The organism is Paenibacillus germinis, assembly GCF_013141785.1.
GTDB classification, from domain to species: domain Bacteria; phylum Bacillota; class Bacilli; order Paenibacillales; family NBRC-103111; genus Paenibacillus_E; species Paenibacillus_E phytorum.
Window position 1 is genome coordinate 75,167 of sequence record NZ_WHOC01000019.1, and the last position, 20,107, is coordinate 95,273.

The following is a 20,107-nucleotide window of genomic DNA, read 5'->3' on the forward strand; positions in this document are numbered from 1 at the left end:
TCTTAAGCAGTAGTGTCCGTTTATAAGGTGGTGTGATGAGTCATAACGAAGCCAACGATTACCTTTCAAAACTTGTCGATTGTGAAAAAAATGGCGATTGGCTATATTGTCATCATCTTCATTCCGATTATTTCGTTCGGCCTGTATCTGTATAACCAGAACTACAACAGTTTTCTCGAAGAGTACGCGCAAGGTAGGCAGAAAATTGTTAATCAGGTGCTTAACAACTTAAATGTAAGCACAGTGCAGATTGAATCCGCTTATCAATTGTTTCAAAATAATTCGAATACCATTGCTTATTTAAGTGGGAACTACCGGACCGATTTCGATCAGGTCTCTAATTTTTTAACCTATATCAGACCCCTATTCTCTTATATTTTGTCATCCAATCGACTGATCGACGGAATGACCATCTATATGGAGCAGCAGAATGGTATGGTTTTTCGGCCCGAAATGGCTAAGATGGACGAGTCTAAACTAGATGATAGCATCAAGAAACTCCCGCTTGGCGTTGGAAAATGGATTACGATAAAAAACGGGTCGAATCCAGACATCAACCTACATTTTGTCCATAAAATCGGAAACCGGAATTTTGAACAAGATATCGGTCTCCTTGATATCAAAGTTACTTCGAAATTAATTAAACCTTTGTTAGAATCACTAAATTTGAACAACAGAAGCAATTTATATGTGCTTGATCAGGATCACCAAGTCATTTCTCTTGTGGAAAAAATCCACTTATCACAGGATTCAGAACAATCCTTATTTGCCGATGTCTTCCAATCGAACGCAAAATACTCGTATCAACAGGTTAACGGAAATAAAATGCTAATTGAATCGTTTTATGCCGAAGGCCTTAAGCTGCAGTTTGTCATGATTGAGCAAGTTGACGACGTCTTTATTGGCATCAAAAAAAACAAGTACGTACTCGTATTAACGGTGTCCATCCTTTTATTACTACTTTCAGGCATATATTATCTAATAGCCAGTTCAATTACGAAACGCATTTTAAAGCTTTCCAAACATATGCGTCGAGTTGACGAAAACCACTTCCCACTCTATCACGGGGAAATTAATAAGGATGAGGTCGGACATCTGACCTCCGCCTATAATGCGATGATCAGGCGCATGGATGAGTTGGTAAATACCGTACACCGCTCGGAAATGCTGCGGAAGGAATCGGCCTATCTCATGATGCAGGCGCAAATCAAGCCTCATTTCCTGTACAATACCCTCGAATCGATTCGCATGATCGCGGAAGCGAACGATGACCCGGAAGCTGCTGAGATGTCTTATACACTTGGCAAACTATTTCGCTACAGCCTGTCGGGAACGAAAAGCGAAACTCTACTGGGAGAAGAAGTAGAAAATGTAAAAGACTATATCAAAATCCAGCAAATTCGGATGGGTGACCGGCTGCAAGTATCTTTCGATATAGACGCTGTGATTGATAACTTTATTTGTCCCCACTATATGCTGCAGCCAATTATTGAAAACAGCATTGTCCATGGGATCGCAAATGTAAGAAAACAAGGCTCGCTTTCGATCCGCATTTGGGAAGATTCCGCGTTTATGTTCATTGCTGTTAAGGATTCTGGTGCAGGCATTGAAGAAGAAAGGCTTGTGCTCATTCAAGGCGTCTTAAACGGTAAAATGGATGCCCATCTCTTGCAGACGGATGGCGGCGGTCTCGGTATTTTCAATGTAAACGAAAGAGTGAAAATGTTTTTTGGTGAACATTCGGGTATTCAAATGGAGAGTAAGCTTAACGAGGGGACGACATGTATACTCAAGTTAGCTAAGGGGGCAACACAATGAAACTGATGGTTGTCGATGATGAGCCTATCATTTTAAATGGGATTATCCGCATGATCCAGAAAGCAAATACATCGTTTATCGAAATCGTCGGCGCTGCCGACGGCGTTGATGCGCTGCAAAAGCTAGCCAATTTTCAACCCGACTTGATCCTTACGGATATTCATATGCCGGAAATGGACGGACTCGCTCTTATTAAAGAAATTCAAACCCTGAACCTTTGCAATCGTTTCGTTATTTTAACCGGTTATGGCGATTTCGCCTATGCGAGACAAGCTCTGCGCTATCAAGTCATTGATTATTTGTTGAAGCCCATTAATAAGGAAGAACTTGTCACTGTACTCACGAAAGTTGAGCAAACGATTCGGGATGAACAGCAGCTAACCATTGAGCATGACCTACTGCTTCTCAAAGAGCATATCCTTTATAATTCGCCAATTGAGGACATGCCGCTCAAACCTGAACAGCTGCACACCCTGCTTCCCTATCCATATACGACGATCATCGTATTCCAGGCATACGAGAGTGTTCCCCTTTTGACGGCCGAACGTCTGGAAGGTGTTTGTGCCCTTCTGTCGCACGTTTGCAAGAAAATGTACACTGTCCACTCCCGTTTCTTACGGCAAACGGTCCTCATTGCGAACGGTGTGCATGTTCCGACGGACGAAGAGTTTCAGCGTGCATGCGGCGATTTGTTCGATACGAAGAGGATACTGGGCAGCGGATATTGTATTGGGGTTAGTGTGAGGAAGAACGATAATGATAACTTGCGTGATCTGTATATTGAAGCGATGGCTGCGATGTTATTCAATCGATACTTTTCCAATAGCAGTATGACGATATATAGACCAGAGTCAGAGAACATTCATAGTGATTATAATAATCTTGTTCAATATATTGAACATTCGCTAGCCCAACAGATTTCTATCGAGCAGATTGAGAAGGACATCCAGTCCATACTGCCTCATTTCTCAGGTAATGCGGATTGCAATAACAAGCTGCGTGAGCAGTTTCTTATCTGTGTTGGTGTCTACTTACAAAGTGTTGGCCTAACGCCTGAATCCATTTGGGGTGAACACGCGGCAACCAAACTCTTTTCGCCCAGCAGTACCCCGCTTGAGAATATCAGTGTATCGGAGATCATCGCACAGCTAGTTCGATATGCACGCAGCACCGATCACCACCAGCCGCACACACAAGCAATCGATAAAATCGTCGCTTTCGTGGAACAAAATTACAAGCTGGATTTATCACTCGATGCTGTTGCGGATCATGTGCAAATGCATCCCAATTACATCAGCATGTTATTTCGAAAAGAGATGGGGCTAACCTTTCTTCACTACTTGCATACGTTCCGGCTTACCAAAGCCAAGCAAATCATGCAAGAGAATCCGGAATGGCCAATCAACACTATTGCGGAGCTTGTAGGTTATGAAAATCCGCGGCATTTTTTCAAAGTGTTTAAAAAATTCGAAAACATCACGCCCGGGCAATACCGGCTTGGAAATTCTTCGTGATGGATTTCCTTATACTTCTTCCCTTTCGAAATAAGCAAAAAGCCGCGAATAATAACGCGGCTTTTTGCTTATCATTTTTACCAAGCATATGCTTGAGGAGCTGCTCCGCCTGGACCCGGGAAGATTTCATCTAGTCTCTTCAACGTTGATTCATCCAATACAATATCAACAACACGCAGTGTATTTTGAAATTGTTCTAACGTACGCGGCCCAATAATCGGTGCTGTCATAGCTGGGTGAACCAGCGTCCATGCCAATGCCACATTCGCTTCACTCTCACCAAGTTCCTTGCTTAATGTCGAGAAAGCCTCCAACTGTGTACGAAACTTCTCTACCCTCTCAGGGTTACTCGCTCGTTTTGAACCCTCAATCGGCTTCAAGGCATTGCCGCCTAACAGTCCGCCATCTAATGGGCTCCATGCGATTACACCAATGCCAAGTTCCTGAGCCGCTGGCAGAACTTCAAGTTCAGGCAGCCTGCATAGCAAGCTGTATTTGTGCTGCTCGGATACAAGACCAATAAGATGACGAGATTTGGCTTCATATTGCGCTTTCACCAAATCACGACCTGCAAAGTTACTAGAGCCTACATAGCCGATCTTCCCTTGGTACACGGGAACTTGAAAAGCTTCCCACAGCTCATCCCAAGAAACGTTGCGATCCACATGGTGCATTTGATAAAGCTCAATATGATCCGTTTGTAGGCGACGTAATGATGCGTCCAAATGTCGGCGAAGCTTGTAAGCGGAAAGCCCGCCATCCCGGTTAGGTCCGTCGTTCACATCATGCATGTCTCCATAGAACTTCGTAGCTAGGATCGTTTTCTCTCTACGTCCGCCGCCTAGTGCGAACCAGCGACCTATAATTTCCTCGGTACGCCCAGCATTCTCTCCCCAACCATAAATATTTGCCGTATCAAAAAAATTGATTCCAGCATCCAATGCTGCATCCATGATTCGAAAAGCTTCTTTTTCCTCTGTATCTACACCGAAGTTCATGGTTCCAAGGCACAATTTACTGACTTTTAAGCCCGAACGACCTAAGTAACTATATTTCATCTTTATCTCCTCCATTTCATCCTTATCATACCTGAATCTGGGAGGCTTCAAAAGTACGCACTTTTCCTTAACATAGTTGGTTTAGGGTAATCTACTTACCTGAAAGTAAGTGCTATTTTGAGAAAAAAATAGCCTCGAAAATAACAAATAAGCGCGAAAAACGCGTTTACATCGAGAGCTCTGCGTGCCGACGCTCGCCCACTGAGTCCGAGAAATTTTCTGCTTTACGGACAGATCAGGATAGGTATCTGCATTCATCTTCCTATCCCCCAGTTCATTTTATAACACTTAGCCATAGATCGGCATCTTGCATAATTTCCTATACAACAAAAAAGTGGTCAAATCCACTGGATTATAGGTCGGCTTGAATGCTAAACTCTGTGGAGTGATTTCGAACATTTAGGCTGCAAATCTGAGGATCGCGGGGAACGAGGAGCCGTTATTTCGGTAATTATGTCGATGCGGGACCCGCACGCGGAACGTAGGGGCTCTATTTTGGCGTTTTACCGGTTTTTCCACCTCGAAAGCGGGAAATAGAGGCTCCTCGTTCCGCGAAAACGTGAATTACGCGGTTTTGAGAAAAATAAAGCTTCTACGTTCCGCTAAAATCTGGTGATGCTGGTAAGAGTTGAGTTTTGGAAACAGGTATAAGAGAATATCCGAAATTCTGTATTCACGTCCCCGTGGGACTGCCTCTCAACATGTATCCCTTCCATTCCGTTTTCATTTTATAACACTTAGCCATAGAACGGCATCTTGCATAATTTCCTATACAAAAATAAAAAAAGCCGCGACTAGCGCGACTTTCAAGCTTAAACCTTTTTAACAAATTCGGACTTTAATTTCATTGCTCCGAAATCATCAATTTTGCAATCAATATCATGATCTCCATCAACCAAACGTATATTTTTAACTTTTGTACCTATTTTTATGACGGATGAACTTCCTTTTACTTTAAGGTCCTTGATTACTGTAACCGTATCACCGTCATTTAAGACATTTCCATTGGCATCTTTAACAATTTTGTTCTCTGCACGATCTTCCGTTTCCAATTCTAAAGTCCACTCATGCGCGCATTCTGGGCAAATCAATAGATTCCCATCTTCATACGTGTACGCCGATTGACATTTTGGACAATTTGGTAATTCTAGCATTAATCTCATTTCCCCCATTCGTTATATGTTTATATACTGCCATAGTCTTCTCATATTAACAACCCTTCCTCCTTCCTGCGTAACGTACAAATGTACAAACACACTTCCCGCTTTTGCATTTACTGTATTAATTAAGGAAGGAGAAGTGATAGGATGATTGCAAAGCGAGTTACATTCTCAACTGGTATTTTGCGGAGGCCAAATAAAACGAAGTTTGCCCTTGTCGATGTCGTTAACTTCAATAAAAAGTGCTCCCGCAAGGTTACGGTACAAGTGTTTGACTGGTCCACGGGTTCACCGATTCCCTTGAAGGTAAGTCCTTGCAACACAAAAAAGTGTACGGTAACGGTTGCACCTAATAAATCGGTTTTCTTGTTTGCAAACGTGTCAAAGGTAAAGTTTAAGTATGAGGTTCGGATTACACAGGATAACGATCGCAAATTAGTAACGAATGTAACTGGTGTTACGAATACACCCTTTACGCCGCAAGAAGGGGATACGGTGCTTCAACGAAGCTTAATAAGAATAAAATAGCTTCACTTTATAGCTGAAATTATTTCATAACGAGCAAGCTGCTACAGCAGCTGCTCTTTTTCATGTTATTTTACTTTTGACTATCGAACCATGTAAGATTAAGGAAATAACCAAAGAAATGAGATGATTTCGGATGGAGAAAACAATAAAAGTGTTAGCCATTTCGGGAAGTCTTCGCCAGAAGTCTTCTAATACAGCCCTTATGCACGCTATTATAGCTCTATCCCGCGAAAATATGGTCTTTACTGTATATAACGGATTGGGTGATCTACCGCATTTTAACCCTGATCTTGATGTCGATGATGGACCAGAATCAGTACTAGATCTGCGCACACGACTTAATGAAGCGGATGCTGTTCTTATATGCACACCAGAGTATGGGAATGGAGTACCTGGGGCTTTGAAAAATGCATTAGACTGGTTAGTATCTTCAGGTCAATTTATGAATAAACCGACAGCGGTAGTCACCGCGTCCCCCACTCCTATGGGCGGCGACAAGGCGCATGATTCAATTCTGCTAACGCTGAACATGATCAATGCCAAAATAGTTGAGGGTGGCACCATGAAGATTCCTTACATTAACTTAAAACTTAATAAAGAAGGCGTCATTACTGATGCTATAACCGAGAAAGGTTTAAGATCCCTGCTTGAAAATCTTTTAGAGGCTTGTTTATAATTAATATTCGCCCTCTTAGTACTGATATTTTGCTCTCAAAAAAATCAAAAGAGCTCCGATTTCTCGAAGCTCTCTTTGGTCACTTGAACCATCCCTTTTCTTTAAAACGCATAATAGCCTCAATACGATTGCTTACATTGAGTTTATCAAGGATTACAGAAATGTAGTTGCGGACGGTTCCCGTTGTTATATACATTTGATCGGCGATTTCCTTCGTATTTTTACCGTCGGCGATAAGGATCAGCACTTCCTTCTCCCGCTCGGTCAAAGGATTTTCTTCCCCATATGCGTCATCTACTAACTCTGAGGCATAGATGCGACGGCCGGCCATGATACTGCGAATCGAAGTAGCGAGTTCCTCACTTGGGCTATCTTTCAACAAATAACCGTTGGCACCTGCCTTCACAGCCCTTTCAAAATATCCGGAACGGGCAAACGTAGTCAGTATCATCACCTTGCAGCCAAACCCCTTAAGTTCCTCAGCCGCGTCTAATCCGCTCTTCACTGGCATCTCAATATCCATGATACAAATATCTGGCTTATGAAGATGAACCAGCCTCACAGCATCCTCGCCGTTGCTCGCTGTCCCAACGACCTGCATATCCTCTTCCAAATCCAGCAAAGAAGCAAGTGCGCCAAGCAGCATTCGTTGGTCCTCGGCAATTACAATTCGAATCATATCCCCGCCTCCCTTTCCGGTGGTTTGAAGGCATTCGGCACTTTAATAACGATCGTCGTTCCATTGTTCGAAACAATTTCCATGCATCCGTTCACAAACTCAAGCCGCTCTTTCATACCTCGCAGTCCATTTCCAAGTAAGACAACGGATTCTTTAACCATGCCGACCCCATTGTCCCCCACTTTGATAACCAAATCAGTTTGTGTCGGCTCAATGGCGATCGAACAGGTAGAAGCGCTGCTATGTTTAATAATATTGGTAATGGCTTCTTTTAAGCACATACTCACCACATTCTCGTTCATCAGGGAGGTGTTCGTTAACTGAGGGTCTCCTTCCAAAATGAGGTCGATCTCAGCAGCCTTCAAAATCTGTTTAACGCGAAACATCTCATCCTCGAGTCTAGTACCCCGCATTGATGTAACCATTTCTCTAACTTCCTTCAATGCACTTCTAGCCGTCTGCCGAACATCATTGATTTCAATTTGTGCTTGCGTCGGGTTTTTGCTAATTAATTTCCCCGCCAAATCACTCTTTAAGCCAATTAATGAGAGCTTTTGACCAAGTGTATCATGTAAGTCGCGAGCGATTCTTTGGCGTTCTTCCAACTTTACCAGCTCGGAAATTCGCTTATTTGCATCCTCTAGCTGACCCTGCAGTTTATCACTCCTGTTTCGGTTGTACGTTGTGACTGGAAGGAGAATTACGCCAATCACGTTAATAATGACAAACGGCAATTGCGTAATATATACAGGGTTTTGGGATACAAATCCATAGTTGATCGTGACAATCGTGCTTACTAGATGAATGGTGTACAACGTAATAAATCCGGCTCGACTTTGAATGTTGCCGATAAAAAAGGCTAAAAACAGCGAGAAATATACATAGCTAAACAGTAAAGTCATGGTGATTGAAATCAGAATTTGTACACTCGACCAGAAGTACATGAGCCAGCCTTTAGAGACAAAAGAAAGCACGTAGCAGATAAAGAATACAATAATCATACTGGTGCCTAATACGATTTGGTAAGTAGCAGAAGAACGAAATATGAAGTAAAAAGGGAGGATGTAAAAGACAACCCATACATACGGACTAAGACCTGTTTTTTTGTGAAAAATTTGATGCCACTTTTGCATGGTTCCTTTACCCTCTTTTTCTTCGCCATTGATTTCATTCTATTTTAACATAATCATGGTTGGACAGGATTATTTTCCTTATATGACCGATTTACGGACTTTTAATTTGTTCCCCAAAGAATCTTGCTTATCTTGGTTAGGGAGCACCTGTTTTTTATTTTTATAACCGACAAACGTTTTGTTCTGCTCGTCCCAAAGACGAAAACGTAACGACTGCAGACTCGTGCTAATTGTAATCGTCGTTGCTTTTTGAAGCGGTGGAGTTGCGTTATGAGCCTTCTCCAAGTTATAATTTGGCACTTTCGGACTCAAATGATGCACATGATGAAACCCAATATTTCCGGTTATCCATTGCAAAAGCTTAGGCAGCTTGTAATAAGAGCTTCCATCTACCGCGGCTTTCACATAACTCCACTCATCTTCATTCTCAAAGTAGGAATCCTCAAACTGATGCTGTACATAGAACAGCCAAATCCCCAGCAAGCCGGCTACAAAAACGAGCGGAGCTTGAATCATAACAAATGCCTGCCATCCAATTGCCCAACACATTAAAGCATATAAACCGATGATGGAAATATTAGTCAAGTAAGTACTGATTCTTTCTTTACGTTTTGCACCTTTTGTATTAAAACGGTTCGTAAATAGGAATAAAAAGATAGGGCCAAGTCCAAACATAATAAATGGATTCCGATATAATCGATAAGCAATTCGGCGCAATAAGGGAGAAGCCGCATATTCATCGACCGTAAGAACCCACATATCACCTGTGCCGCGTTTCTCGAGGTTACTGCTCGTTGCATGATGAATAGAATGACTGTTCTTCCATTGTTGATACGGAAAGAGCGTAAGAATACCCGTTATCGTACCGATGATTTCGTTTGCTCGGCGGCTTTTGAAGAACGATTGGTGACAGCAATCATGGAAAATGATAAAAGTCCGTATAACAAACCCGGAAGCAATGAACGTAATCGGCAATGTTATCCAATAAGATACCGACAGGCTTAGATACGCAGCATACCACAGCAGCAATAAAGGTCCTATAGTGTTGAGCAGCTGTTTAACACTCGCCTTCGTATTTGATTTTTCATAGGGGGCAACCTGTTTTTTTAAATTGGATAGCGTAGATTGGGTCATCGTTATTGTTCCTCCTCGGGTATGGTAAGCGAGTCATGTTGTCGAACGTAAGTCGCAATATCCTATCTTCATTATAGATATCGCTTTCATTTCGTTGTAGTCATAAACGTCAAGTAGCGAGTATGACAAATGTCATGTCCTATAAAAAAAGAGTGCCGCTACTTCGTAAAATACGAAATAGCAGCACCTGATTACAACATCCTTACTTTAGACGCAGTCCCATTCTCCCATCAATTGAACAACCGTTATCGCGATATGTTTTCAAAATGTTATAACACATTAGTCATGGTCCTGATCTTCTAATTTGCTCATCAAAAGTCTGACTTTCGAATCGGTATCCGAACCGGGAGAAGGTGTATACACACTGCATCTTAAATCGGTACGTCCTTGTACTTGAAGTGTTGTCAAATCGAACAGCATCTTTCCCACTTTGGCATGCCTGAATTCAATGAACACTTCGGGGGCTGAACTCACATCACTTTGGTTCCAAAAAGCCCTAAAATCCTGGCTCTGCTCACTGATCTGCTCGATAAACTCACTGTACCAGTTATCTCCCACATATTGCCCGTAATAAGATCGAAACATCGCCAAGAATCCCTTTACAAAATCATGCCAGTTTACAGCCAGTGCCTTCAACTCTTTACGTGTAAAAAGCAGCCATATCATATTTCTTTGATCTATAGGGATCATCGCAAAATCTAGGAATATAGCCGCGGCTGCTTGATTCCATCCAACAATATTACATCTACGATCTGAAATAATCGTGGGGCAATCGTGAAGCTCTGTCAGGATTCTGCTTAACGCTGGGCTGACCGTAGGTATATGATCTACAAATGTGGTCGGTGCCGGCTGCTCGAGAGCCAGCATGAAGAGATACTGGCGCTCATCCTCATTAAGCTGCAAAGCTAATGCGATACGGTCCAGTACTTGAACGGACATCTTGATATCTCTTCCTTGCTCTAACCAGGTATACCAGGTCGTGCTGACACCTGCAATTGACGCCACTTCTTCTCTGCGTAAGCCAGGTGTTCGTCTACGACTTCCGCCCAGCACCCCAGCTTCACTGGGTTGGATTCTAGCACGATGAGTAGTTAAAAACTCTGATAGCGCCTGTAACCGTTCCTTTGTATCCACGCCATAATCCTCCTACGCATTTATCATAGAAGCTATTATACCAGTATAAACCGTAACTTGTAATAGGATAAATAGTGTGACATTCTAATGGAAAGATAACCATTAGGAGGAATAACAAATGAAACGTGTAGTTGTGACAGGGATGGGAGTTATTACACCCATTGGGAATCAGGTGGATACGTTCTGGGGGAATCTTACGGATGGTAAATCAGGTATTAGCAAAATAGATCATATGGATGTAACCGATTATAAAACCAATTTTGCTGGTGTGATTCGGAATTTCGATGCAGAAGCAGCTGTTGGTCGGCGAGATGTACGCCGGATGGACCGATACTGCCAATTTGCCGTTGCCGCGGCCAAGCAGGCACTTGATGATGCAGCATTGGTCATTGATTCCACGAATGAGGAACGTATCGGCGTCTATATTGGCTCTGGTATAGGCGGTATTCAGACGATTCTGGACAATTATCGTACTTTACTGACCCGCGGACCTGGTCGCGTGAGTCCGACCGTTGTACCCATGATGATCGCCAATATGGCGGCGGCACAGGTCAGTATCCTGTTTGGAGCCAAGGGCCCCTCGCTAGCTCCAGTAACCGCTTGCGCCACGGGCAACAACGCCATTGGCGAAGCTTTCAAGCTTATCCAGCGCGGAGGCGCAGACGCCGTCATTGCCGGTGGCGCCGAAGCGACGGTCACCGACCTCGCGCTGGCTGGCTTCGGCAATGCGACGTCGCTGTCGACGCGCTGTGACGCGCCGGAGCAGGCCAGCCGCCCGTTCGACGCGGAGCGGGACGGCTTCGTCGCCGCCGAAGGCGCCGGCGTACTCGTGCTGGAGTCGCTCGAGCATGCCGAGCGTCGGGGGGCGCGGATCCATGCCGAGCTCGTCGGCTATGGATCGACTTCGGACGCCTACCACATCGTGGCGCCCGATCCTGAAGGCTCGGGAGCTTACCGAGCCATGCGCGAAGCGATATTTGACGCCGGGATCGACGCGGCGGAGATCGACACGATCAACGCGCACGCGACGAGCACGATCGCTGGCGATCTCTCTGAGACACTCGCCATTAAGCGGCTGCTTGGTCGCGGTGCGCATGACGTGCCTATCAGCGCAAACAAGTCTATGCTCGGTCATATGCTCGGCGCAGCTGGTGGTGTGGAAGCCGTCGCGCTGATCAAAACCTTACAGGACGGTCTTATCCCACCGACTATTAATCTAGAAAATCCAGATCCCGAGTGTGATCTCGATTACGTTCCACTCGTTGCAAGACGAGCCGAACTTCGATATGGCTTGTCCAGCTCATTCGGATTTGGCGGGCATAACGCTGTCCTCATTTTCAAAAAACAGGAATAATCCATCTCTTCCATCTCCTCTTTAACCAAATAAACCTAATCCGTTCAGCGAAGCTAAATGGATTAGGTTTATTCTATGAATGGTTCAGGAAGTCTAATTCCAGAACCATTTCTCATAAATATAGTAGATGCAAAATGAAAGGAAAGCGAGGGCTATACTGAGCCACCCTGTAATAAGGGCACCTTTTTTTTCTTTGATCATACCAGTCTTCACATAGATTCTAACATCGAAACATAAAATGAGGATCCCAGAAATTAGTAACAACAAAACCGTGTAATAGTTAAATGTAATCATTGTCGAACCCCTTCTCACCCGAGCCGCGGTCGTAAAACTCATAGCATGGAACCAAGATGTAACGGATTATTTGGTTTTTGTGCCAATTCGTCGCATATTTATACGAAGACTTACCTCAACGGACATTTCTTGATACATTTCTTCCCACTTCTGCTTAGTTTTGATTTCCTTATTCCAATACGAAGGATGGAAAGCACGTACTTCTTCCCCGAAACCGAAGATGTCGCAACCATCCTTTTGGGTCTGGCGAATCAATTTTTCAAAACCTATTTTACCGTCCTTTTCAATGGATTGTTCTAATTTTTTAATGGTTTCTTTCGTTAGCGTCAAATTTTCATTCGATTTCTCCCGTAAGTCTCCTTCTATTTGACTCACAACTTTGGCATGAATTTTACCGTTTATGATCTCTGTAGTAATTTTCGCTTTACGATGGGTAGATTGAAATATGACAGAGGTTTCTGAACCTGGTATATGTGTGATGACGCTATATCCGCCAGGATTGATTTGCTTCATTGCCATAAAGTGGCCGATTTGCAGAGGTGTCGTGATTCCCTCCATTTTGTCACCTTTAAAATAAGCCAAGCCGGCGATTTCAACATTAGATTCTTTCTTCAAATCCAGATAAGGGAGAGACCCTTCCTGTCCTTTAGCAGAACTAGCACTATAAAAAACGCCCAGGAAATTATTGGGAAGTTTCCCCATTTCCTTGGCATGATCTAAAGCGGCCACTAGATATAAAGTGGGAACACGCTCCAATTGGGGAGTTGCTCTCATGATATCAGAAGCTTTCCCTTTGGACACAACCATCCAAACTGTTCTTCTTACCTGCGGCTGACGACGGAAGAAATCTTTCTCATTTTCGATACCTTTCCTTGCCATTGCTTCTGACACTACGATTACACGCAAATGACCAAAAAACAATCGATCCGCCAATTGCTGCTGCAGATTCATCAAAGAATCATTGATGGTACTCCCAACGCTACTCAGCACCCAGACGGGTTTCTGCCCGGCTGGAACTCCTCCAGTACCTCCCGTCCCCAAGGGAATGCGTCCCGGAACGGCAATTTGTACGGTGATTCGTATTAATCCTTTTTTCGAGTTTGGATCTTTAAGGATTTGTGTGGCATTGCTGCTTTCATTCGCTTCATGCGGTTTGGCTTCATCGATAGCAATAGCTAAAACAACAGCTCGATCCTCGATTTCCAAACGATCCCAGCATCCCGTAAGCATGGGTAAAAGCAATAGAAAAACAAGAACCCGGCTAATCCGTTTTCGCCACACGTTGATCACCCCGACTCCCCTTCTTTTTCTTGCGAACAAGGGCTACGATCAGTAGAACCAATGGATAGAAGACTGTGATGACCAGTCCCCAACGACCAACAATTTGAATAATGCCATACATCTGCAGCAGGTTTTGGGGAAACATGGCAATGACATAGATGAAAGGAATCAGAAAAAATGAAAACAGCTTGTGATCGCGCAAATGTAACAGTTGGCTTAAAAAGTGAATGGCCAAGTAATAGGTTGACAACAATGTCGTAAATACCGCTGTGACCCAAACGGCAAGAAAGGCGCCATCCAACCTCTCTAGGATGTTAGCCGGCAATGATGTGGTTTTGGCTAATTCCAAGGTAGGCCAAACTAAATTTTTAATTTCCTCTGCTCCAAATACGCCAACTGTAGCAACTACAATGAGTAAGTAGAGTCCCCCCGAAATCAACATGCCGACTAAGCTTGCCAACATCGCTCTATCCGGTTTACGCATAGCTGGAATTACGATGGTCATGACGAAAGATCCTTGAAATAAGGCAGCCATGGTAAGGATTCCTTTTGACATGCCGCTCGGTTCATTCCCCCATATGGGCAATAAATTGACCCCTTGCGCATTTTTTAGCGATAGAACGACGATCAATACAAGCGGGAAGACTATAAGCGGGAAATAAAAATGATGGAAATAGGTAAAGGTTGTCATATCAGCACGCGAGGAAACCGCAGCTAACAACAGCATCACAATAACAGTCACTTCCAGCGGCGTTTTCGTTAATACGGAAGTCACTACGACTTCACCGAATTCGCGCGAAGCGAGTGCTGTAAGTACGGAAAAGAAAACGATGATTAAGACGCTGAATAACCGAGCCGTCCATTTACCGATCAGAACTTCACTGTATTCAATAATCGTTTGAGTTGGAAAGCGCATGCCGAGTACGGTAACTAGCCAAAGCCCAAAGGAGCCGATTAAGATACCTATAAAGGTTACGAGCGGCGCCCCCGAATCGGCAGCTCTAACAGCAAAAAGCGAGAGCGCTAATACACCAACACCAATAATCGTGCTAATTAGAATTATCGCTGCTTGAATCATCGTTACTTGACGAGGATACTCCATCTTCTATGTCCCTCCTTGTATTCCCTACTTTCAATGGATCTAAGGTATTGCTTGGTGGATGCTTCAATTCCTTCGTTTTCATACCCAGACGGCTATCATTCGGCGTATGCAAGAGTGCCGGTCTCTTTGGCATGGACCAGAGTGGCAGCCGGGCCAATGTATCCTTCATCCCTTGGAAATTCCCTGGTACAATCGGACTCAAGTAAGGCACCCCGAACGATTTTAATGAGAGCATGTGGTTGGCGATCAGGATAAGCCCGATCATCACGCCGTACAAGCCAAACATACCAGCCAAAATCACAAGCGGAAAGCGCAGCATCCTTAACGCCAGCGCCGCGTTGTACGCCGGTGTGGCAAAAGAACCGATCGTTGTTAAGGCGATGATGACGACCGTAATTGGACTGATGAATCCAGCAGCAACCGCGGCCTGTCCGACGACTAGCACACCGACAATCGATAGCGCTCCCCCAACCTGCTGGGGCAGCCGCAGAGTCGCTTCCCTCAGCACCTCCATGGAAACCTCCATGATCAGAACTTCAATTAGAGAAGGAAAAGGTACTCCGGCTCTCCCACCCGCAACGGCTACCGCAAACTCTGTTGGTATAAGCTCCGGGTTAAAAGAAATCAGAGCAACATATAACGAAGGGAAAATCAACGAAAAAACAAGAGCTACCAGCCGCGCTAGCCGAATAAAGCTGACCAGTAGAAATCGTTCCGAGTAATCTTCGACCGTTTGGTAAAACTGACTGAACACTGTCGGCAATATGAGGGCAAAGGGGGAACCGTCGACTAGCAGGATGACCCTGCCTTCCAGAAGATTGGCGACAGCTTTATCCGGGCGTTCCGTATTTTGAATTTGCGGGAACGGGGATAGATGGTTATCTTCAATAAACTGTTCCAAGTATCCAACGTCAATAATGCCATCAATGTCGATCAACGCTAATCGTCTGAACACCTCTTCAACAAGTTGGGGATTTACAATCCCATCCAAGTAACAGATAGCTACTTTAGATTTGGTTACACGACCTATCTTAATTGTTTTTACCCGTAGATCCGGTGTCGGGAGGCGATAGCGAAGCAAAGAAAGGTTCGTGCCCAACATTTCGATGAATCCTTCACGTGCTCCGCGGATGACCTGTTCAGTTTCAGGTTGCGTGATTGAGCGCTTGTCCACATTTCGTGTACTGAATAGCAGCGCTTCCTCCAACCCTTCCACTACGAGAACCGTCTCTCCTTGTACAACGGCTTGGATCAACTCAGATAACTGTCCTTCTGTTCTCCCTTCACAGGCATACAGCGTATCTGCAAATAATACATCCTTTAAGGGGCGGCTATTTTTCGCTTTCCCTTGCTTGTTAGTAGACGATAACATCAGCGGTTTTAAAATATGCTCATTCAAATACTGCTTCTCAATTAAGTCTGAGAAATACAAAAGCACAGCTGGGTACTGATCAAATATACGAAACCGGTGCATGACAAAATCGTCATTTTCACCAAGTATCTTATCAACGAAGGAAATCGTCTCTTCGAGAATTGGAGTGATTTTCCCTTCTTCATTTTCATCCAAAACCTGATGGGCAGGCGGCTCCTTTGGCGGAATCATGCGAGGTTGCTGGCTTTGAGATACTTTTATAGCCCTTCGTTTATACCATTGCCACATAGCCACGCTAACACCGCCTCCTGAAAACAGTCCCAAGATGTTCTATTCTTCCGGATTCCCTTTCATTTCCTTCTCCGTATTTTTATCCATTTTCCCAATAATATACATGAGAATAGATAATCTGTTCTGAAGAGCCTTTCCTACCTTAACCCCAAAGAGGAAGTTTCCACTGATATATCGAATAACTGTATGGTAAATTATTTCCGAACTGGCGAGGGGGCCATTATGCTTTATATAAAAGATGTATTGCTGCAGTTACTATTCGCCCTAACTCCGTTTGTTCTATATAACATCTACTACCGTGATAAAACCGCAAACTATTCAAAACGGTTTATCAATTTTACGTGTATGATTTGCCTATTTATGTCCATGACCTTTCATTCTAGCGTGCAGAACGGAATCATTTTTGACATCCGTTACGTGATCATGTTTTTCGGAATGGTGTACGGCGGCATGACTACTGGACTTCTATTGCTTGTTGAGTTTGTATTGTACCGAGTACTAATTGGCGGACAAGGACTGTTCTCAGCGATGATTATTCTTGTGATTACATTCAACCTATCTATCCTGTTAGCAATTTTATATCGCCGACGCTCCGAGTACCGAAACCTAATAACTTTCCTAGCTGGATTAAGCTTTTCCTTTATACCTATTTGTGTAATGCTTGTAACTGAACGTAAATATATAGTCGAGAACTTGACGTTTAATATCCTAGTTATGCCCGTACAAAATTCCCTGGGTATTTGGTTATTGATTTCCCTTTTCAATAAGGCTGTTTCAGATAAGCAGCTATTCCAGAAATATCTTCAAAACGAAAAAGTTGAAACCATCGCTCACGTCGCCGCCTCCCTTGCCCATGAAGTGCGTAATCCACTTACAGCCGTAATGGGATTCTTGAAATTAATCCGTAATGATTCTCTCTCAAAAGAAAAGACCCACTATTATATTGATATTTGTGTTGAAGAGATGAAGCGGACGGAAGTCATCCTTTCTGAATATCTATCCATAGCTAAACCTAGCATTCCAATTTATGAACAAATGGATCTTGTGCCGCAGTTAAACTCCGTTATAGATGTCATAACACCATACGCTAACATGAATAACGTCGCATTAGAAGTACACAATGAGGGGCATGAACTTTATATCTCTGCGAATCCAAATGAAATCAAACAACTACTCATTAATTTTATAAAAAATGCTATTGAGGCTTGCTCTTATATCTCAAGAGGAAAAGTCATCATTCGTATGGCCCCCGAATCCCAACTCTATGCAAAAATAACCATACATGATAATGGGGTCGGCATGAGCAGCGAGCAGCTGGAGCGGCTTGGCACCATTTATTTTTCAACTAAAAGCAAAGGGACAGGAGTAGGCCTAACATTTTCTTATCAATTAATCCGTTCGATGAACGGTGCTGTCAATGTTCGAAGTACATTAGGAAAAGGAACAGAATTCATTATCTCTTTACCTTTAACCAACTGACTATTCTCTTTATTAGTTTTAAAAGTTCGAGAAAAATAAGAAAAAAGACACCTGGGGTGTCTTTTTTTCGTTCCAAAATATGGCTTCGTCTACTCAATCAATTTCCCAACTTTAGAGATATTCGTAACCCCACTAATCAAAAGAACGACGAGATGGCCAAGACCCCTGCAGCTTACGAATGAACATGATCTGACCCGTGTGATAAGCGTCATGCATGATCAGGCTATTCACCCACCGGCCAACGGATAGTGATCGATTGGGGAAAATGTACTCGAATTCTTCCTCTTGCCAGCTTGCGATCCGATCACGAATTCCCTGATGAACGGACTGCAAACGATCCAAGGTTTCTTGCCAATCCTTAGTCGACATTGACAGCACAGCAAAAGTATCGTCATTGGTTAGTTCCTCAGGATAATCGGATTCTTCACCCGTCATTCTTTTCAATAATCGTTCTTTATAAAAAATCAGATGATGGACATTTTCCCAGATCGAGTTGACATGTTCGCCCTCAGGCCGCCAATTGGCTTGCTCTGGAGTTAACTCTTTAAGCGCATCAGTTAGTGGCGGATACCAGTCTTCCTTCTCATAGCAACTATCCCATCCATGAAGCAACAACTCGACTTTATTCATTTCATATCCTCCTTAGATCACACTTTTGTAACTACCTAAATATGATTAACGCGTTACATTTGTAATGTACCATGGAATATTATGGAGGTCAAGTAACTAGCAAAATCGAGTTTAAGATGTTACAATGTTTTAAAAAAAGAACGGGGTTACATCTATGCTTTGGGACGATTTCCTGAATAGCTTACATCATGATTGGCGAGGAGACGGAGCCATCGATGATCGCCTAGATCAACCGGAATGGTTGGATCAGTGGGTTGAGAAACACCAACTTTCCGTTGATCATCGTCCTTCTCCTAAAGAATTCATTGCCCTGAAGCAGTTAAGGACGCTTCTCCATCGGATAGTGACGGATTTCGCAGCCAATTCCTCACCTAGTGAGGAAGATATAGAAGCCCTCAACAAAGTCATGGCTGACGGGGCTGTTATTCGTCAACTTGCAAGAAACAGTGAACGTTATCAATTAAATTTGTATGCAATCGGTCATCAGTGGTCCCATATTCAGGCTGAGATTGCAGCATCTATGGCACAATTGATCGCTGAGGGTGAACCATCTCGGATACGCATCTGCGATAATCCGAACTGCTTATGGGTTTATTACGACGATACTCGCAACCGCTCCAAAAGATACTGTGATGATAAGCTGTGCGGTAATCTAATGAAAGTACGCCGATTCCGCGCACGACAAAAAGTAGCTTCCGACTTGCACAAACATGAGCATTAACGACAACTGCTTTTTTGAGGTATCATCTTTCACATAAATCTGCCAGAGGCTGCGTCAAACTCCTCCAGCTCTCAGGTACATCTTCACTTTTATTGACGTAAACGGATTGCAAATACTTAGATACACTAGTAACTTGGCCTTCAACTAATATCTCTCGTATTTCGGAAGCCTTTGTTGGCACTAAGTTAATCAATTCGATCATGAATTCATCTAAAGGTAGAAACATATCCAAGCTTTTCTTGTAGGAACAACGAGTTGGAAATCGCGGCGAGCTCCCTGAATCGTATTTAGATAGCTTCACTGTGGAATAATGCTCGGATAGCTGGTCGAGATGAGCAATAGCCGGTAAATTCCTCACTCTTGTAAAATGGAATAAGTGCTTTCTGCTTTTTGCTTTTGTTATTGTAGTTACAAAAGCATCACTCATCGTTTTGCTCCTCTAACATTCACCATGTTGTTCGCCCCTACTTTTTTACATTATTAAAGCCTTAACCGGCAAGCGGTCAAGGCTTTTTGTTATTTTTGCCCTGAATCAAAAGGCTCGTCCGTTATTTTGACCTTCCCCTCTGCAAGCTGGTGTATACCGTCACTCGTTCCAGCTGCATACACATCCGATAGTTGTTCATGCGTAAGTGAACTGCCTTCTAATTGTTTGTCACGAGATTCCTTATCATTTTTCACCGCACTCACCTCCATTTGCCTGCTATATCCAATATAGTTTGTACTTTCAGGCTATTCTTATTCTTGGT

20 protein-coding genes are annotated in these 20,107 nt (G+C 43.5%); 7 read left to right on the forward strand and 13 right to left on the reverse strand.

What is annotated here, in order from left to right; translation table 11 throughout:
- Positions 1 to 81: 81 nt before the first annotated feature.
- Complete coding sequence (locus GC102_RS02590; RefSeq protein ID WP_312883173.1) at positions 82 to 1,818, forward strand: sensor histidine kinase; 1,737 nt, start codon at positions 82 to 84, stop codon at positions 1,816 to 1,818.
- Positions 1,815 to 3,332, forward strand: coding sequence for a response regulator transcription factor (locus GC102_RS02595; RefSeq protein ID WP_171688108.1), 1,518 nt, complete (start codon positions 1,815 to 1,817; stop codon positions 3,330 to 3,332). The genes GC102_RS02590 and GC102_RS02595 overlap by 4 nt, the downstream gene beginning before the upstream one ends.
- Before the next feature lie 77 nt (positions 3,333 to 3,409).
- Here the strand turns inward: GC102_RS02595 and GC102_RS02600 are convergent, their stop codons facing one another.
- On the reverse strand, positions 3,410 to 4,390 hold the full coding sequence (locus tag GC102_RS02600; RefSeq protein ID WP_171688109.1) for an aldo/keto reductase: 981 nt from the start codon (positions 4,388 to 4,390) through the stop codon (positions 3,410 to 3,412).
- An 812-nt stretch (positions 4,391 to 5,202) separates the two neighbouring features.
- Positions 5,203 to 5,544 (reverse strand): zinc ribbon domain-containing protein YjdM, encoded by a 342-nt coding sequence (locus GC102_RS02605; RefSeq protein ID WP_171688110.1) that lies wholly within the window; start codon positions 5,542 to 5,544, stop codon positions 5,203 to 5,205.
- Between the two features lie 153 nt (positions 5,545 to 5,697).
- Between GC102_RS02605 and GC102_RS02610 the strand changes: the two genes are divergently transcribed.
- Together GC102_RS02610 and GC102_RS02615 are read left to right on the forward strand one after the other, a co-directional pair.
- Positions 5,698 to 6,078 (forward strand): hypothetical protein, encoded by a 381-nt coding sequence (locus GC102_RS02610; RefSeq protein ID WP_171688111.1) that lies wholly within the window; start codon positions 5,698 to 5,700, stop codon positions 6,076 to 6,078.
- A gap of 133 nt (positions 6,079 to 6,211) precedes the next feature.
- Positions 6,212 to 6,754, forward strand: coding sequence for an NADPH-dependent FMN reductase (locus GC102_RS02615; protein WP_171688112.1), 543 nt, complete (start codon positions 6,212 to 6,214; stop codon positions 6,752 to 6,754).
- A gap of 79 nt (positions 6,755 to 6,833) precedes the next feature.
- Here GC102_RS02615 and GC102_RS02620 read toward each other — a convergent pair whose 3' ends face one another.
- The 4 genes from GC102_RS02620 to GC102_RS02635 all read right to left on the reverse strand — a co-directional run bounded on the left by GC102_RS02620 (position 6,834) and on the right by GC102_RS02635 (position 10,834).
- On the reverse strand, positions 6,834 to 7,433 hold the full coding sequence (locus tag GC102_RS02620) for a response regulator transcription factor (protein WP_029197103.1): 600 nt from the start codon (positions 7,431 to 7,433) through the stop codon (positions 6,834 to 6,836).
- Positions 7,430 to 8,566, reverse strand: a complete 1,137-nt coding sequence (locus GC102_RS02625; RefSeq protein ID WP_171688113.1) for a sensor histidine kinase — start codon at positions 8,564 to 8,566, stop codon at positions 7,430 to 7,432. Before GC102_RS02625 ends, GC102_RS02620 begins: the two co-directional genes overlap by 4 nt.
- Before the next feature lie 78 nt (positions 8,567 to 8,644).
- The gene (gene desA / locus GC102_RS02630; RefSeq protein ID WP_171688114.1) at positions 8,645 to 9,700 is read right to left on the reverse strand and encodes a Delta(5) desaturase DesA; all 1,056 of its coding nucleotides are present in this window, start codon (positions 9,698 to 9,700) and stop codon (positions 8,645 to 8,647) included.
- 279 nt (positions 9,701 to 9,979) lie between these two features.
- Entirely contained in the window at positions 9,980 to 10,834 is an 855-nt protein-coding gene (locus tag GC102_RS02635) for a helix-turn-helix transcriptional regulator (protein WP_171688115.1), read from the reverse strand.
- A 118-nt stretch (positions 10,835 to 10,952) separates the two neighbouring features.
- Here GC102_RS02635 and fabF point away from each other — a divergent pair, with 118 nt between their 5' ends.
- Positions 10,953 to 12,188 carry a beta-ketoacyl-ACP synthase II gene (fabF, locus tag GC102_RS02640; protein WP_171688116.1) on the forward strand — a complete coding sequence of 412 codons (1,236 nt, stop codon included), beginning with the start codon at positions 10,953 to 10,955 and terminating at the stop codon, positions 12,186 to 12,188.
- A 93-nt stretch (positions 12,189 to 12,281) separates the two neighbouring features.
- Here fabF and GC102_RS40505 read toward each other — a convergent pair whose 3' ends face one another.
- The 4 genes from GC102_RS40505 to GC102_RS02655 are packed head-to-tail and all read right to left on the reverse strand — an operon-like array spanning position 12,282 to position 16,525.
- The gene (locus GC102_RS40505; RefSeq protein WP_376769343.1) at positions 12,282 to 12,524 is read right to left on the reverse strand and encodes a CLC_0170 family protein; all 243 of its coding nucleotides are present in this window, start codon (positions 12,522 to 12,524) and stop codon (positions 12,282 to 12,284) included.
- Positions 12,525 to 12,548: 24 nt separating this feature from the next.
- Complete coding sequence (locus GC102_RS02645; RefSeq protein ID WP_312883146.1) at positions 12,549 to 13,772, reverse strand: Ger(x)C family spore germination protein; 1,224 nt, start codon at positions 13,770 to 13,772, stop codon at positions 12,549 to 12,551.
- On the reverse strand, positions 13,744 to 14,865 hold the full coding sequence (locus GC102_RS02650; RefSeq protein ID WP_171688117.1) for a GerAB/ArcD/ProY family transporter: 1,122 nt from the start codon (positions 14,863 to 14,865) through the stop codon (positions 13,744 to 13,746). The genes GC102_RS02645 and GC102_RS02650 overlap by 29 nt, the downstream gene beginning before the upstream one ends.
- Entirely contained in the window at positions 14,813 to 16,525 is a 1,713-nt protein-coding gene (locus GC102_RS02655) for a spore germination protein (protein WP_376769347.1), read from the reverse strand. The genes GC102_RS02650 and GC102_RS02655 overlap by 53 nt, the downstream gene beginning before the upstream one ends.
- 225 nt (positions 16,526 to 16,750) lie before the next feature.
- Between GC102_RS02655 and GC102_RS02660 the strand changes: the two genes are divergently transcribed.
- Positions 16,751 to 18,007: an ATP-binding protein gene (locus tag GC102_RS02660; protein WP_171688118.1), complete on the forward strand. Its 1,257-nt coding sequence runs from the start codon at positions 16,751 to 16,753 to the stop codon at positions 18,005 to 18,007.
- A 132-nt stretch (positions 18,008 to 18,139) separates the two neighbouring features.
- Here the strand turns inward: GC102_RS02660 and GC102_RS02665 are convergent, their stop codons facing one another.
- Positions 18,140 to 18,637, reverse strand: coding sequence for a DinB family protein (locus tag GC102_RS02665; RefSeq protein ID WP_171688119.1), 498 nt, complete (start codon positions 18,635 to 18,637; stop codon positions 18,140 to 18,142).
- Between the two features lie 154 nt (positions 18,638 to 18,791).
- Here GC102_RS02665 and GC102_RS02670 point away from each other — a divergent pair, with 154 nt between their 5' ends.
- The gene (locus GC102_RS02670) at positions 18,792 to 19,358 is read left to right on the forward strand and encodes a CGNR zinc finger domain-containing protein (RefSeq protein ID WP_171688120.1); all 567 of its coding nucleotides are present in this window, start codon (positions 18,792 to 18,794) and stop codon (positions 19,356 to 19,358) included.
- A 22-nt stretch (positions 19,359 to 19,380) separates the two neighbouring features.
- Here the strand turns inward: GC102_RS02670 and GC102_RS02675 are convergent, their stop codons facing one another.
- Both GC102_RS02675 and GC102_RS02680 read right to left on the reverse strand, forming a co-directional pair.
- Positions 19,381 to 19,785 carry a DUF7002 family protein gene (locus tag GC102_RS02675; protein WP_171688121.1) on the reverse strand — a complete coding sequence of 135 codons (405 nt, stop codon included), beginning with the start codon at positions 19,783 to 19,785 and terminating at the stop codon, positions 19,381 to 19,383.
- Positions 19,786 to 19,874: 89 nt separating this feature from the next.
- Positions 19,875 to 20,039: a YozQ family protein gene (locus tag GC102_RS02680; RefSeq protein ID WP_171688122.1), complete on the reverse strand. Its 165-nt coding sequence runs from the start codon at positions 20,037 to 20,039 to the stop codon at positions 19,875 to 19,877.
- Positions 20,040 to 20,107: the final 68 nt, after the last annotated feature.

Coding starts and splice junctions, on each gene's coding strand:
- GC102_RS02595 (WP_171688108.1), top strand. CDS start 1,815: ATGAAACTGATGGTTGTCGATGATGAGCCTATCATTTTAAATGGGATT.
- GC102_RS02600 (WP_171688109.1), bottom strand. CDS start 4,390: ATGAAATATAGTTACTTAGGTCGTTCGGGCTTAAAAGTCAGTAAATTG.
- GC102_RS02605 (WP_171688110.1), bottom strand. CDS start 5,544: ATGCTAGAATTACCAAATTGTCCAAAATGTCAATCGGCGTACACGTAT.
- GC102_RS02610 (WP_171688111.1), top strand. CDS start 5,698: ATGATTGCAAAGCGAGTTACATTCTCAACTGGTATTTTGCGGAGGCCA.
- GC102_RS02615 (WP_171688112.1), top strand. CDS start 6,212: ATGGAGAAAACAATAAAAGTGTTAGCCATTTCGGGAAGTCTTCGCCAG.
- GC102_RS02620 (WP_029197103.1), bottom strand. CDS start 7,433: ATGATTCGAATTGTAATTGCCGAGGACCAACGAATGCTGCTTGGCGCA.
- GC102_RS02625 (WP_171688113.1), bottom strand. CDS start 8,566: ATGCAAAAGTGGCATCAAATTTTTCACAAAAAAACAGGTCTTAGTCCG.
- desA (WP_171688114.1), bottom strand. CDS start 9,700: ATGACCCAATCTACGCTATCCAATTTAAAAAAACAGGTTGCCCCCTAT.
- fabF (WP_171688116.1), top strand. CDS start 10,953: ATGAAACGTGTAGTTGTGACAGGGATGGGAGTTATTACACCCATTGGG.
- GC102_RS40505 (WP_376769343.1), bottom strand. CDS start 12,524: ATGAGTTTTACGACCGCGGCTCGGGTGAGAAGGGGTTCGACAATGATT.
- GC102_RS02650 (WP_171688117.1), bottom strand. CDS start 14,865: ATGGAGTATCCTCGTCAAGTAACGATGATTCAAGCAGCGATAATTCTA.
- GC102_RS02655 (WP_376769347.1), bottom strand. CDS start 16,525: ATGTGGCAATGGTATAAACGAAGGGCTATAAAAGTATCTCAAAGCCAG.
- GC102_RS02660 (WP_171688118.1), top strand. CDS start 16,751: ATGCTTTATATAAAAGATGTATTGCTGCAGTTACTATTCGCCCTAACT.
- GC102_RS02665 (WP_171688119.1), bottom strand. CDS start 18,637: ATGAATAAAGTCGAGTTGTTGCTTCATGGATGGGATAGTTGCTATGAG.
- GC102_RS02670 (WP_171688120.1), top strand. CDS start 18,792: ATGCTTTGGGACGATTTCCTGAATAGCTTACATCATGATTGGCGAGGA.
- GC102_RS02675 (WP_171688121.1), bottom strand. CDS start 19,785: ATGAGTGATGCTTTTGTAACTACAATAACAAAAGCAAAAAGCAGAAAG.